The following is a 13,795-nucleotide window of genomic DNA, read 5'->3' on the forward strand; positions in this document are numbered from 1 at the left end:
GGGAAGCAGTCGGCGAGGCGGCGGGTGTCGACGAGGACGACGGCGCCGATGGCGCCGCGGACCAGGTCGTCCCACATGAACCAGAAGCGGTCCTGCCCGGGCGTACCGAACAGGTACAGGATCAGGTCCTGGTCCAGGGTGATACGTCCGAAGTCCATGGCCACCGTCGTGGTGGTCTTGTCCCCGGTGTGGGTCAGATCGTCGATGCCCGCCGAGGCGGACGTCATCACGGCTTCGGTGCGCAGCGGGTTGATCTCCGAAACGGCACCGACAAACGTGGTCTTACCCACGCCGAAGCCCCCTGCCACCACGATCTTCGCCGAGGTAGTGGAGCGGGCCGCTCCGCCGCTAGAGCTTGCGAAGTCCACTGAGCACCCTTTCGAGCAGTGTCACATCTGGCTGGCCGCCGGCGGCCTCGTCGCCGCCGGGCTGATGGATAGCGACGAGTCCGGCCTCGGCCAGGTCGGCGACGAGGATCCGGGCAACGCCGAGGGGGATCGAGAGAAGGGCCGAGATCTCGGCGACCGACTTGATCTCGATGCAGAGCCGGCAGATCCGCTGATGCTCGGGCAACTGCCCTTGCAGCCGGGCCGGATCGGCCGTGGTGCTGACCAGCGCCTCGATGGCGAGCTGGTAGCGCGGTCGGGTCCGGCCGCCGGTCATGGCGTACGGACGGACCAGCGGGTTGTGCGCGGCGGGCTTGGCGGGCTCGGGAGCCCGCCGCTGCTGCACCGGCTGAATGCGCGGCTGCTGGGGCGCGTCGAACCGCTGGGGCGGCTGCGGTTGCTGCGGCCACCCCGACCCCGGCTGCTGCGGGGGCCACTCGGACCCCTGGCCGCCCTGAGCACCCTGCTGGTGCTGCGGCTGCTGGTATGGCTGATACTGCCCGGGTCCTTGACCACCGGCTGCGGCGGGGAAGCCGAAACGGTTGTCACCGCGCTCACCCGGAACCCTCTGGTCACCGTTGTATGAGTGCCCGCCTGTGGGTGCTGCCACGTTTCCTCCTCCGACTGCCGGTCGCCGATCCCAGTGGGGCCGCGCCACCGCACTTTATGGCGCGGTGGCGAGAAACGCACTGTCTGTCTACTAGTTAAGAAGACTTCCCTGAAGTTCGGCGCGGAGGTCCGGAGTCAGGACACTGCCCGCACGGTCCACCAAAAGGGCCATTTCGTACCCGACCAGACCGATGTCGGCGTCCGGGTGGGCCAGAACGGCGAGCGAGGATCCGTCGGAGATGGACATGATGAACAGGAATCCCCGCTCCATCTCCACAACGGTCTGATTCACGGCGCCGCCCTCGAAGATCCGCGAGGCGCCCGCGGTCAGCGACGTCAGACCGGAGGCGACGGCCGCCAGCTGGTCGGCGCGGTCGCGCGGGAAACCCTCGGACATCGCCAGCAGGAGTCCGTCGGCGGAGACCACCACCGTGTGCGACACCCCGGGGGTGTTGTCCACGAAATTGGTGATCAACCAGTTGAGATTCTGCGCCGCCTGGCTCATCGGGCTCACACTAACGCTCCTGGTTGTAGGTGGTACTGGTGTCCGACCCCGCGCTGCGTCCCCGCTGGATGCCCCGCCGCAGGTTGCTCAACCTGCCGCGGACGTCCTCGGGGGCGCGGGAGACCTGTGGGCCGCCCTGCTGGGTCTGCTCCGCCGTGCCCTCGACCAGGTTGGCCTTGGGTACGCGCCGGGGGAGACCGGAGGGGGTGATTCCGCCTGCCTTCGGCTCACGGAGCTTCTCGGCCCGCTCCCAGCGCTCGTCGTTCGTCGAGCGCCAGTCGTCGGTGCCGTCCCCGTCCGTCTGCGGGTCCTGCCGCTGCTCCTGCTGCGGCTGCCGCTGCGGAGTCGGAGCGGGCTGGTCGTTGCCGCGGCCGCCGGGGCCGGGCTGCCAGTGCTGCTGACCGCCGCGGCGCGGCAGACCGGCTTCGGTCAGCTCGTGGCCGACGTTCGGGGTGGGCCCCGGACGGTCGAAGCCTACGCGCTCCGAAGGCTCCGCGGGCGGGCTCGGAACAGATTCCGGTTCGGCGGGGGCAATCGGCTCATATGTGTCTCGGAAACCGCTCTGAACAGGCCAATCATCCTGGTGGGACTGGTCCGCCGAGCCCGCGTACGGGTCGGCGAACTGACCCTGCCGGCCCTCCGGAACGGCATATGCCGACTCCGCGTGACCGTCCTGCGGGTGCTGCTGCGCCTGCTGCTGCGCCTGCTGGTCCTGCTGTGCGTAGCCGTCCTCGGCGCCGTACTGCTGCTGCTCGTACGACCCCTGGTACTGCTGCTGCGCCTGCTGCCCGTACTGGTCCTGGCCGTAGTGCTCGTCGGCGTAACCCTGCTGCGGCTGCTGCTGGTCGCCGTACGGGTCGCCCGCGTACGACTCCGGTGCGTAGCCCTGCTGTTCCTGGGAGTTGTCCCCGTAGGGGCCGCTGACGCCCGTCTGGGCCTCCAGGGCCGCCCTGCGCTCCTCGCGCATCAGTGAACGGTTGACCGGGTCCAGCTGGCCCGGGTCCGCCGCGATCTCGTAGCGCGAGTCGTCGAAGCCGAGCTCCGCCGCCGTGCGCATCGGAGCCTGCTGCTGCGGCGCCGGCTCGAAGGCCGTCTGCTGCTCGGGGATGATCGAGGAGACGGTGAAGTCGTCCTGGGCGCCGCCCGGTTCGCCGCCGCCACCGTGGGTGATGGCGTCCGGCAGCATGACCAGCGAGGTGGTCCCGGCCTGCTCGCCCGAGGGGCGCAGCTGGACCCGGATGCCGTGTCGGTCGGCCAGTCGGCCGACCACGAACAGGCCCATGCGCTGGGACACCGCGGCGTCCACGGTCGGCGGGTTGGCCAGTTTGTGGTTGATGTCGGCGAAGTCCTCGGCGGTGAGGCCGATGCCCTTGTCGTGGATCTCGACCATGACGCGGCCGTCGGGCAGCCGCGTCGCGGTGACCTTGACCTTGGTCTGCGGCGAGGAGAACGTGGTGGCGTTCTCCAGCAGCTCGGCCAGCAGGTGCACGAGGTCGGTCACGGCCTGGCCGTGGATCTCGCTCTCCGGTACGCCGGTCAGCTGGATGCGCTCGTAGGACTCCACCTCGGAGGAGGCGGCGCGCAACACGTCCACCAGCGGAACCGGCTGGTTCCAGCGGCGGCCGGGCTCCTCGCCCGCGAGGACGAGGAGGTTCTCGCCGTTGCGGCGCATACGGGTCGCCAGGTGGTCCAGCTTGAAGAGGCTCTCCAGCTGGTCCGGGTCGGCCTCGTTGTTCTCCAGGTCGGTGATCAGGGTCAGCTGGCCCTCGATGAGCGACTGGTTGCGGCGCGAGAGGTTGGTGAAGATCGCGTTGACGTTGCCCCGCAGCATGGCCTGCTCGGCGGCGAGCCGGACGGCCTCGCGGTGCACCTGGTCGAAGGCGCGGGCGACCTCGCCGATCTCGTCCTGCGTGGTGATCGGGATGGGCTGCACCCGGGTGTCGACCCGGCCCGGGTCGGTGCGCGAGAGCTGGTCGACGAGGGCGGGCAGACGCTGCTCGGCGATGCCGAAGGCGGCCGTACGCAGCTGGCGCATCGAGCGGCTCATCTGGCGGGCCATGAGCCCGGCCAGGATGAACGCGGCCAGCAGCGCGATGACGACGATGAGCCCGTTGACGATGGCGTCGGTCTTGGCGTCGGAGGAGATGTTCGCCGCCTCGTCCACCGCCTTGGTGACCAGCTCGTCCTCGACGGTGGCGTACCCCTCGAACTTCGCGGTCGCCGCGGCCATCCAGGTCTCGGGCGTGATGCCCTTCTTCGCCAGCTCCGCCGGGTCCTGCCCCTTGCCGATCTCCTGGGCCATGCCGTCGAAGACCGAGCCGTCGATGCTCGGCGGCGCCACGAAGGGCTTGCCCGCGGCCTCGGCCTGCTCCTTGGCGGCCTTCAGCTGCTTGGCGCCCTCGGCGGCCTTGCCGGCCATGACCTGCTTGAGGCGGTCGACGTCGGCCTGGGTGCCGCCGGAGTTGAACTCGCCGAGCGCGATCTGCTCCAGGTAGTTGTACGAGCCGAACGCCTTGACCTGGGCGTCGTAGGTGGCGGGCTTCTCGCTCGGGCGCACCAGCAGGTGCATGCCGATCGAGCGCTGAAGCGATTCTGCAGCCTTGGAAAGCTCGATCGCGTAGACGGTACGGCCGTAGCTGGTGATGTTGCCGGTGCCGAGGCCGAGCTCGTTGGAGAACTCCATCAGCGAGTGCTGGACCTGGACGTAGCCCTCTTCGGTCTTCACCGGGTCCAGGGCCTGCGAATAGGCGGCCTTGCGCAGCTCGGGAAGCTTGGGCTCCTCGCCCTTGAAGAGCTTGAGGCGGCGCTCCAGGCCGGGCTTGGACGGCATCTCCTGCACCGCCGCGTCGAACTTCCGGGCCGCCTCGTCCGTGGTGGCCCGGGACTGCTCGACCACATCGGCGTCACGGTCGCCCGAGAGCAGCGGCTGGGCGGTGAGGTCCCGCTCGTTCAGCAGCGCCTGCCCGTAGTCGGACGCGGCGCGCACGACGACCGCGATCTTCTCGGCCTCCTGCGCCTCGCTCCAGGTGTCGATGGAGCCCTTCACCTGGAAGCCGCCCATGACCAGGCCGACCAGCACAGGGATCAGGAGGATCGCGTTCAGCCGAGTGGCCACCCGCCAGTTGCGCGGGGACAGCCGACTGGTGCTGCCGCCGTCGGCGGGCTCCGGGCCGGACACATCCGCAGGGGACGCCGCAGCGCGCGACGGCGGGGTGAAGTTGCCCCGCTCGGGCTGCGCCGCGGAGCCCTCGTTGCTTCGCCTCACTCGACCAACAACCTCTCGGCGTCGGCACCTACGTTGTGCCGGATTATTTCGTTCAGGGCCGTACTACTGGGGAGTTCGTCGCATTGCAGCACGGGGACCGGCCCCGTTCCAAACACTCGGAACCGCTGATTCCGAGTGGCCCAGACCTCAGATAAAACGGGCATAAAGAGCGAGCCCCGTCAAAAGGCGGGGCTCATGTGAGCGCAGTGGCACCGAATGGATGCGTCGGGTGGCGGTGTGGAGTCAATTCTCTGTCGAAACGTTATGAACGCGGGGGCGGATCGTGTCAAACGACACAGGCCGCCCCCGCGTGACTACTGCAACTTCCGTATGGCGAAATCGACTTACGCCTGGTGGAAGAACTACTTCAAGCGTGCCATCAGAGCGTGCTCGACCAGCGTGATCAGGCCGCTCTTGGCGTCCGCCCGGTGCCGGGCGTCCGTCGTGATGATGGGCGCGTCGGGCCCGATCTGGAGCGCTTCGCGCACCTCGTCGGGGGTGTAGGGCTGGTGTCCGTCGAAGCCGTTGAGGGCGATGACGAAGGGGAGCCCGCTGTTCTCGAAGTAGTCGACGGCGGGGAAGCAGTCGGCGAGGCGGCGGGTGTCGACGAGGACGACGGCGCCGATGGCGCCGCGGACCAGGTCGTCCCACATGAACCAGAAGCGGTCCTGTCCGGGCGTACCGAACAGGTACAGGATCAGGTCCTGGTCGAGCGTGATGCGGCCGAAGTCCATGGCGACGGTGGTCGTCGTCTTGTCCCCGGTGTGGGTCAGATCGTCGATGCCCGCGGACGCGGACGTCATGACGGCCTCGGTGCGCAGCGGGTTGATCTCCGACACGGCCCCGACGAACGTGGTCTTGCCCACGCCGAAGCCGCCCGCCACCACGATCTTCGCCGAGGTGGTGGCGCGGCCCGTACCGCCGCTAGAGCTTGCGAAGTCCACTGAGCACCCTTTCGAGCAGTGTCACATCCGGCGCGCCGCCGGCCTCTCCGTTGCCCGGCTGGTGGATGGCCACCATGCCGGCTTCCGCCAGGTCCGCCACCAGGATCCGGGCGACGCCGAGCGGCATCGACAGCAGCGCCGACACCTCCGCCACCGACTTGACCTCACGGCAGAGGTGGCAGATCCGCTGGTGCTCGGGGAGCAGGGTTCCCAGATGCGCGGGGTCTGCCGTCGTGCTGACCAGAGCCTCTATCGCGAGCTGGTAGCGCGGCCGGGTCCGGCCGCCGGTCATGGCGTAAGGACGAACCAGCGGCTGGTCGCCTTCCCCGTCGTACGACGCGTGGTGCAGTGCGCCGTACGGATCGGGTGAGGCGGGTGGCGGGGTCATGAATCCTCCGGGCGTGACAGCAGGTTCTCGGCTTGCCGTCTGCAAGGGGCCGGCGAGGGGACTAAAGCGGCCTGTCGGGTGAGGGTTGTGGGCATTACCTGGGGGGATCGTGTCGGGAATCCGCTGGATGGCCGCCTAGTGGAGCAGACTGCCTTGGAGCTCGGCGCGGAGGTCGGGCGTGAGGACGGTGCCGGCGCGGTCGACCAGGAGGGCCATCTCGTACCCGACCAGACCGATGTCGGCGTCCGGGTGGGCGAGGACGGCCAGGGACGAGCCGTCGGAGATGGACATGAGGAAGAGGAATCCCCGCTCCATCTCCACAACCGTCTGACTGACGGCGCCGCCCTCGAAGATCCGGGACGCACCCGCGGTCAGCGAGGTGAGACCCGACGCGACAGCGGCGAGCTGGTCGGCGCGGTCGCGCGGGAATCCTTCGGACATCGCCAGCAGCAGGCCATCCGCGGAGACCACCACCGTGTGGGACACCCCTGGGGTGTTGTCCACGAAGTTGGTGATCAGCCAGTTCAGATTCTGCGCGGCCTGACTCATGGGGCTCAACTAACGCTCCTGCTGGTGAGTGGGGCCGAGATGGATACTGCCGGTCTGCTGGCCGTTGTTGGCCTGCCGACCCTGCTGGATGCCCCGGCGGAGATTGGTCAGACGACCGCGCACGTCATCGGGCGCACGCGAAACCTGAGGTCCGGACTGGTGATTCTGCTGCTGCGCGGTCCCCGGTACCAAATTGGCGCGGGGAACACGGCGGGGCAGCCCGGAAGTGGTGACCCCGCCGGCGGCGGGCTTCTTGACCCGCTCGGCCTGGCGTACGAGTTCGTCGTTGGGCGAGGCCCGCCAGGAACTGGTGACCGAGGTGTCGGCCGCACCACGCCGAGGCATGGGCGGGACCGGCACACCGGCTGCCTCCGGAGCGGCCGGCGCCTGCGGTTCGGCGGGCGGCTGCTGGCCGCCCTGGCCCGGACCGTGGAACCAGTTCGTCTCCAGGGTGTCGTACAGCGGCGTACGCCCGTCCCCGGGGCCGGCCGGCGGCAGGGCCTCCGGCTGCTGGGGGGGCGCCGGACGGTACGGAGTCTCGCCCGCCGGGGAGGCGGACGGACGCGGCGCACCGAAGTCGTTGCCCTCCGGACCGCGGCGGCGCGGCGCGGGCAGCTGCTGGCCCTGGTCCGGCCGGCCCTGGCCCTGGTGGGGCTGGTGCGGGACACCGAAGTCGGGCCGGGCGAACTGCGCGGTGCTCGCCGGGTCCTGGCCCTGCGGAGCCTGCTGCTGGTACGAGCGGTCCTGGGGAGCCGCCGGGCCCGAGAAGTCGGGCCGGGCGAACTCGGAGGTCGCGCCGGGGCCCTGGGGGTCGTCGGAGGGCCGCTGGTTCAGCGGCGCGTTGAACGACGGGTCCTGGCCGGGGCCCGCCGGACGGGCGAACTGCCCGGTCGCGTCGTGCTCCTCGTGACCGCGCGGGGTGTCGGCGCCCCAGCTGGTGGTCGCCGGACGCTGCGGCTGCGGGTTGCCCCCGGGCAGTTCGGCACGCGGTCCACCGGGCGGCGGCAGCTGACGGCCGGGGCCGCCGGGCTGCTGGAAACCGCCCTGGGCGGGGCCGCCCTGCTCCTGCTGGGCCTGGGGCTGCTGCGCCCCGGGGCCCTGCTGGTTCGACGGGTTCTGCTGGCCCTGCTGGTTCTGCCAGCCGGACGGGGCCTGCTGGTTCTGGTTCTGCGGGGCGAACTGGCCCGGGCGGCCGTTCTGTCCGGGGGAGGACGGAGCGCCGTGCCCGAACAGGTTGGGCTGCGCCCCGTCGCCGCGGCCGGGCGCGTCGCCCTGGGGGCCGCGGGCGCCGATCCGGGCGCTGTTGCCGAAGGCGCCGGAGAGGCCGCCGCCCTGACGCTGCGGGGCCTGGCCCTGACCGGGAAAGTCCTGGCCGGGGCCGCCGTTGTTCGGCTGGCCGCCGCCCTGCGGGCCCTGCGGCCGGCCGGCGGAGCCGTCCCGGGCCGGCAGTGCCGCCCGGGGGCCGGCGCCCGCGCCGACCTGGCCGCGCTGACCGCCCGGTCCGCCGCCGAGGCTCTTGGCGCCCGGACCGCCCGGACCGCTGCCGAGACCCGCGCGCTGGCCGTTGCCCGCGCCGTTCCCGTTGCCCGCGAGCAGACCGCCCGGGGCGCCGGACTGCTGCCCGGGGCCCTGCTTGGACGGCGGCTGCTTGCCGCCGTGCGCGACGTCGACGGGCAGCATGACCAGCGCGGTCGTACCGCCGGAGTCGGAGGGGCGCAGCTGGATCCGGATGCCGTGACGCAGCGACAGCCGGCCGACCACGAACAGACCCATGCGGCGGGAGACGGAGACGTCCACCGTCGGCGGCTGCGCGAGCCGCTCGTTGATCGCGGCGAGGTCCTCGGGGGAGAGGCCGATGCCGGTGTCGTGGATCTCGACGAGCACCCGCCCGTCGGGCAGCGCGTGACCGGTGACCTTGACCTTCGTCTGCGGCGAGGAGAACGACGTCGCGTTCTCCAGCAGCTCGGCGAGCAGGTGCACGAGGTCGTTGACGACGCGTCCGGCGACCTCGGTGGCGGGCACCGCGGAGAGTTCGATGCGCTCGTACTGCTCCACCTCGGAGGCGGCGGCACGGAGCACGTCGACCAGCGGGACGGGGCGGGTCCACCGACGGCCCGGCTCCTCGCCCGCGAGGACGAGGAGGTTCTCGCCGTTACGGCGCATACGGGTCGCGAGGTGGTCGAGCTTGAAGAGCGAGGACAGCTGGTCCGGGTCGGCCTCGCGCGACTCCAGCTCGGAGATGAGCGAGAGCTGGCGCTGGATGAGGCCCTGCGAGCGGCGCGAGAGGTTGGTGAACATCGCGTTGACGTTGCCCCGGAGGAGGGCCTGCTCGGCGGCGAGGCGGACGGCCTCGCGGTGCACGTCGTCGAAGGCCGCGGCCACCTGGCCGATCTCGTCCCGGGAGTGCACGCCGACCGACTCGACGGAGGTGTCGACGTCCTGCGGGTCGGTCTCGGAGAGCTGCTTGACGAGTTCGGGCAGCCGGTCCTGGGCGACCCGGGTGGCGGTGTCCTGGAGGCGGCGCAGCGAGCGGATCATGGAGCGGGCCACCACGAAGGCGCCGACGAGCGAGACGCCGAGCACGATGAAGATGACCGCACCGTTGATGATCGCGTCGCGCTGGGAGGCCTGGCGCAGTTCGCGGGCCTTGGCCTCCATGTCGCTGAGGAGGGTGGCCTCGATCGTCTCCATGGCCTTGATCTTGATGGTGCTCTGGTCGTACCAGTCCAGGTACGACCGGACCTGCTTGCCCTCGATCCCGTTCGTGGTGTCCAGGATCCGCTTGGCGTACATGTTCCCGGCGTTGATCTCCGGGTTGCCGTTGTCCAGGGGCGCCATGAGCTCTTCGGCGCTCTGCCCGGTCGTCGCGTAGATCTGCTTGAACGAGGTGAGGGCGCGGGACTCCTTGGCGAGCGCGTTGGAGCCGAACTGCCGGTCGTTCTGGTTCAGGTGCGGTTCCTTGACCGAACCGCCGGGCAGCGCCGCGGCGATGATCGCGCGCTGGACCGAGGCGTACTCCTTGGCGGAGGAGAACGCCGCCAGGGCCCGGGTCCGCTTGATCATGTCCGGGTTGCTGGTCGCCTGCGCCATGTCCTGCGAGAGGCTCAGCAGCGAGGTGATCAACTGGCTGTACTGGTCGACCGTGTTGAGACTCGGCGCGCCCTCTTCGTACGCCGTCTTGCGGATCGTACGGATGGTGCCGAGCTGGGAGGCGATCGACGAGATGCTCGCGTGGATGCTCTCCAGCGAGTCGTCGCCCTCGGAGTCACCGATCGAGTCGGTCTCGTCGAGGAAGGCGTTCTTGGCCCGGTCGGTCTTGTCCCGGGGCCCGGTGACCTTGTAGTCGGTGGGCTTGGACTTGTTCGACAGCGGACCGGCCGACTGGTCGCGCTCCACCTGGAGCGCCTGGGCGAGCGAGGTCGCCTGCTTGGTCATCTTCGTCAGCAGCTGCATGTGCTCCAGCTGCTGCATGTCGGTCATCGACTCCTGGATCCGCAGACCGCCGAGGCTGGTCGCGGCGACCACCGGGAGGGCGAGGAGCGAGACCAGTCGCGTACTGATGCGCCAGTTACGGAGCGCTATTCGCGAGCCCGTGTCGACCGGGCCACGCGGCTGTGCGGGCGTGTTCGGCTCCGCGCCGGTGCTCGTCGTGGAGCCCGGGCGCTGCGCACGGTCGCTGTTGTCACCGGCAGCGGCCGGCCCGGGGCTCTGGGCGTGCTGGGGCGAGGAACCGCGGTCGGTCCCGCCGCGCGGCTCCTGTTCCGCCGGAGCGCTGCCATCCCTCTTGAAACGTCCCTGCACTAGCGTCGCAACCTCTGGACCAGGCGTCCCGCCCGCGTGTGCGGACAGAGACGGTGTCGGCGTCGTGGGGCGCTGGACGCGCCCCATGGTGGTCGTATGAGTGACCGGCGTACTTCCCCCTCCCGCCGCCACTCGGCGCTGCGTTGCGCCCCTGCGCGCCGGCCTGAAACCCGCGGCGGTGCGTGGAATTCCAGCACAGTGCAGGATCTCCAACAAGGCCCATGTACCGGGCTGTGACCTGCGTGACACGTTGTGATGAACGAGTAACAAGCAGTGGAGAGTGATCGTGGGTAAAGCGGACTATTCAGGAGCAGTTACCTAGGGGCGGGGGGTGTCCTAGCTGCGATGATCAGGAGCGGAATGGTGGATTCGGTAATGCAATGTCCGTTTTCTGGACCACGGCGGTCTGCCCGTATTGGGTCAAATGTCGATTAGTTCGTGAGCAAACTCACATGATGATCGTCGCCTCATCCCGGCTCCGGCGGGGAATCGGATGTTTAGCCTGACGCTTTACAGGGATGGCGAATCCGACAAGCCGGCGCCGCGACGAGCGACGCCCTCACCGACAGGGTCCTGACGGCAGATGAAGACGACGACGATGTTCCGCAACATTGCCAACCCCCGGCGCACCACGCTGGCGCACCTCAAGGACGCCGAAGCGCTGCAGACGCCGCTGACGCCGGAGCACGCCGCCGACCTGCCGAACGTCACGGCCAACCCGCGCCGCACCATCCTCATGGAAGCCCCGGTCGCGGTCGCCCAGTAGGTCACCGGGCAATGCGCGAGGCTGTGCCCCCTCACGGCGCCAGCGCCTCGCCCGGCCCGGATCGCCCCGTCGCGCCGCCCAGCACGCACGCTCGCGGCGTTGGCCAAACGCCCTGGTAGCTCCGCTACAAGGGCCTTCGGCCGCCTTGCGATCGCACGCACTGGACGACGCTCCTTTCGGGGCGATCCGCGCCGGGCGAGGCGCTAGCCTGGAGCGTCAGTCTTCAGCCAGCCAGCAAGTGAGGGGCGACAGCATCCCGTGCGCATCGCCAGGTTCTCCATCGACGGCAATGTCGCCTTCGGCGCCGTCGAGGGGCAGGGCACCGTGGAATCCGGTGACCTCGTCCTCGACATCATCAAGGGCATTCCGTACGCCGACTTCGAGCTCTCGGGCACCAAGGTCCCGCTGAACAAGGTCCGGCTGCTGCCCCCCGTGCTCCCCAACAAGGTCGTGGCCATCGGCCGCAACTACGCGGAGCACGCCGCCGAACTCGGCCACGAGGTCCCCGAAGCGCCGATCACCTTCTTCAAGCCCACCACCTCGGTGATCGGCTCCGGCGACGCGATCGAGTACCCCTCCTTCTCCGAAGAGCTGCACCACGAGGCCGAGCTGGCCGTGGTCATCGGCCGCATGTGCCGCGAGGTCCCCCGCGAGCGCGTCAAGGACGTCGTCTTCGGCTACACCTGCGCCAACGACGTCACCGCCCGCGATGTGCAGAAGCGCGAGAAGCAGTGGGCCCGCGCCAAGGGCTTCGACACCTCCTGCCCGCTGGGCCCCTGGGTGGAGACCGACGTGGACCCCCACGACCTCACCATCCAGGCTACGGTCAACGGCGAGCAGCGACAGCTCGGCCGCACCAGCGACATGGTCCGCTCCGTCGAGGACCTGATCGTCCACATCACGGAGGCCATGACGCTGCTCCCGGGCGACGTGATCCTCACGGGCACCCCCGCAGGGGTCGGACCCCTGCACGTCGGCGACGAGGTCGCCGTCACCATCGAAGGCATCGGCACTCTCACCAACAAGGTGATCAAGCGTGGCTAACGCACCCTCCCCCAAGCTCTCGGCTCCGCTCGACCAGGGGGCTCCCCCTCGCGTCCGGTTCTGTCCCTCCCCGACCGGCAACCCCCACGTGGGCCTGGTCCGGACGGCCCTGTTCAACTGGGCCTTCGCCCGGCACCACCAGGGCACCCTGGTCTTCCGGATCGAGGACACCGACGCGGCGCGCGACTCCGAGGAGTCCTACCAGCAGCTGCTCGACTCGATGCGCTGGCTGGGCCTGGACTGGGACGAGGGCCCCGAGATCGGCGGCCCGCACGCGCCCTACCGCCAGTCGCAGCGGATGGACCTGTACAAGGACGTCGCCGAGAAGCTCCTCGCCGCCGGGTACGCCTACCCCTGCTACTGCACCACCGAGGAGCTGGACACCCGCCGCGACGCCGCCCGCGCGGCCGGGAAGCCGTCCGGTTACGACGGCCACTGCCGCGACCTCACCGCAGAGCAGATCGCCGCGTACGAGGCCGAGGGCCGCAGCTCGATCGTCCGCTTCCGGATGCCCGACGAGGCCATCACCTTCACCGACCTGGTCCGCGGCGACATCACCGTCCAGCCGGAGAACGTCCCCGACTACGGCATCGTCCGCGCAAACGGAGCCCCGCTCTACACGCTGGTCAACCCGGTCGACGACGCGCTGATGGAGATCACCCACGTCCTGCGCGGTGAGGACCTGCTCTCCTCCACCCCGCGCCAGATCGCCCTGTACCGGGCGCTCATCGAGCTGGGCATCGCCAAGGACACCCCCGCCTTCGGCCACCTGCCGTACGTCATGGGCGAGGGCAACAAGAAGCTCTCCAAGCGCGACCCGCAGGCCTCGCTCAACCTCTACCGGGAGCGTGGCTTCCTCCCCGAGGGGCTGCTGAACTACCTCTCGCTGCTCGGCTGGTCGATCGCCGAGGACCGCGACATCTTCTCGATGGACGAGCTGATCGCCGCGTTCGACATCAAGGACGTCAACGCCAACCCGGCCCGCTTCGACCTCAAGAAGTGCGAGCACATCAACGCCGAGCACATCCGCATGCTGGACGTGAAGGCGTTCACCGAGGCGTGCGGCCCCTGGCTGAAGGCCCCCTTCGCGCCTTGGGCCCCCGAGTCCTTCGACGCGGAGAAGTGGACGCGGATCGCCCCGTACGCCCAGACCCGGGTCACGGTCCTCTCCGACATCACCGACAACGTCGACTTCCTCTTCCTCGACGAGCCGGTGGAGGACGAGGCGTCCTGGACCAAGGCGATGAAGGGCGACCCGGTGGCCCTGCTCACCACCGCCCGCGCCAACCTGGAGGCGGCCGACTGGAGCGACCCGGAGTCGCTGAAGAACGCCGTCCTCACCGCCGGCGAGGCCCACGGCCTCAAGCTCGGCAAGGCCCAGGCCCCGGTCCGCGTCGCCGTCACCGGCCGCACGGTCGGCCTGCCGCTCTTCGAGTCCCTGGAGATCCTGGGCCGCGACAAGAGCCTGGCCCGCGTGGACGCGGTGCTGGCCAAGCTGACCGCGTAGGCGACAGCACACCCCCGAGGAGGGCCGCAGC

Annotated in this window: 11 protein-coding genes; 3 read left to right on the forward strand and 8 right to left on the reverse strand. The window is 70.1% G+C overall.

The genetic code is table 11. The features are described from left to right. The 8 genes from ACFWM7_RS26135 to ACFWM7_RS26170 all read right to left on the reverse strand — a co-directional run. On the reverse strand, nucleotides 1-368 hold a 368-nt coding region (locus ACFWM7_RS26135; RefSeq protein ID WP_365095728.1), incomplete at its 3' end, for an ATP/GTP-binding protein. Further along, entirely contained in the window at nucleotides 349-996 is a 648-nt protein-coding gene (locus ACFWM7_RS26140; RefSeq protein ID WP_383264716.1) for a DUF742 domain-containing protein, read from the reverse strand. The genes ACFWM7_RS26135 and ACFWM7_RS26140, both read right to left, overlap by 20 nt. A 90-nt stretch (nucleotides 997-1,086) precedes the next feature. Further along, nucleotides 1,087-1,500: a roadblock/LC7 domain-containing protein gene (locus tag ACFWM7_RS26145; protein WP_006127847.1), complete on the reverse strand. Its 414-nt coding sequence runs from the start codon at nucleotides 1,498-1,500 to the stop codon at nucleotides 1,087-1,089. A 10-nt stretch (nucleotides 1,501-1,510) separates the two neighbouring features. Further along, nucleotides 1,511-4,765 (reverse strand): nitrate- and nitrite sensing domain-containing protein, encoded by a 3,255-nt coding sequence (locus tag ACFWM7_RS26150; protein ID WP_383264718.1) that lies wholly within the window; start codon nucleotides 4,763-4,765, stop codon nucleotides 1,511-1,513. A gap of 362 nt (nucleotides 4,766-5,127) precedes the next feature. Beyond that, nucleotides 5,128-5,709 carry an ATP/GTP-binding protein gene (locus ACFWM7_RS26155; protein ID WP_003966011.1) on the reverse strand — a complete coding sequence of 194 codons (582 nt, stop codon included), beginning with the start codon at nucleotides 5,707-5,709 and terminating at the stop codon, nucleotides 5,128-5,130. Continuing rightward, entirely contained in the window at nucleotides 5,690-6,097 is a 408-nt protein-coding gene (locus ACFWM7_RS26160) for a DUF742 domain-containing protein (RefSeq protein ID WP_003966010.1), read from the reverse strand. The genes ACFWM7_RS26155 and ACFWM7_RS26160 overlap by 20 nt, the downstream gene beginning before the upstream one ends. Before the next feature lie 135 nt (nucleotides 6,098-6,232). After that, nucleotides 6,233-6,646 (reverse strand): roadblock/LC7 domain-containing protein, encoded by a 414-nt coding sequence (locus ACFWM7_RS26165; protein ID WP_006127850.1) that lies wholly within the window; start codon nucleotides 6,644-6,646, stop codon nucleotides 6,233-6,235. Between the two features lie 9 nt (nucleotides 6,647-6,655). Further along, entirely contained in the window at nucleotides 6,656-10,447 is a 3,792-nt protein-coding gene (locus tag ACFWM7_RS26170) for a nitrate- and nitrite sensing domain-containing protein (protein WP_383264721.1), read from the reverse strand. A gap of 583 nt (nucleotides 10,448-11,030) precedes the next feature. On the opposite strand from ACFWM7_RS26170, the gene ACFWM7_RS26175 reads away from it, so the two are divergent. The 3 genes from ACFWM7_RS26175 (at nucleotide 11,031) to gltX (ending at nucleotide 13,764) form a co-directional block, all read left to right on the forward strand. Next, complete coding sequence (locus ACFWM7_RS26175) at nucleotides 11,031-11,213, forward strand: hypothetical protein (RefSeq protein ID WP_200720839.1); 183 nt, start codon at nucleotides 11,031-11,033, stop codon at nucleotides 11,211-11,213. Nucleotides 11,214-11,471: 258 nt separating this feature from the next. Beyond that, nucleotides 11,472-12,257 (forward strand): fumarylacetoacetate hydrolase family protein, encoded by a 786-nt coding sequence (locus ACFWM7_RS26180; protein ID WP_383264724.1) that lies wholly within the window; start codon nucleotides 11,472-11,474, stop codon nucleotides 12,255-12,257. Continuing rightward, the gene (gltX, locus tag ACFWM7_RS26185) at nucleotides 12,250-13,764 is read left to right on the forward strand and encodes a glutamate--tRNA ligase (protein WP_383264727.1); all 1,515 of its coding nucleotides are present in this window, start codon (nucleotides 12,250-12,252) and stop codon (nucleotides 13,762-13,764) included. The genes ACFWM7_RS26180 and gltX overlap by 8 nt, the downstream gene beginning before the upstream one ends. Nucleotides 13,765-13,795 lie beyond the last annotated feature (31 nt).

This window comes from Streptomyces sp. NPDC058375 (genome assembly GCF_042723425.1).
Classification (GTDB): Bacteria; Actinomycetota; Actinomycetes; order Streptomycetales; family Streptomycetaceae; genus Streptomyces; species Streptomyces durocortorensis.

What these genes read in the sequence shown, in the direction of transcription:
- ACFWM7_RS26145 (WP_006127847.1), bottom strand. Translation starts at nt 1,500, where the DNA reads ATGAGCCAGGCGGCGCAGAATCTCAACTGGTTGATCACCAATTTCGTG.
- ACFWM7_RS26160 (WP_003966010.1), bottom strand. Translation starts at nt 6,097, where the DNA reads ATGACCCCGCCACCCGCCTCACCCGATCCGTACGGCGCACTGCACCAC.
- ACFWM7_RS26165 (WP_006127850.1), bottom strand. Translation starts at nt 6,646, where the DNA reads ATGAGTCAGGCCGCGCAGAATCTGAACTGGCTGATCACCAACTTCGTG.
- ACFWM7_RS26175 (WP_200720839.1), top strand. Translation starts at nt 11,031, where the DNA reads ATGAAGACGACGACGATGTTCCGCAACATTGCCAACCCCCGGCGCACC.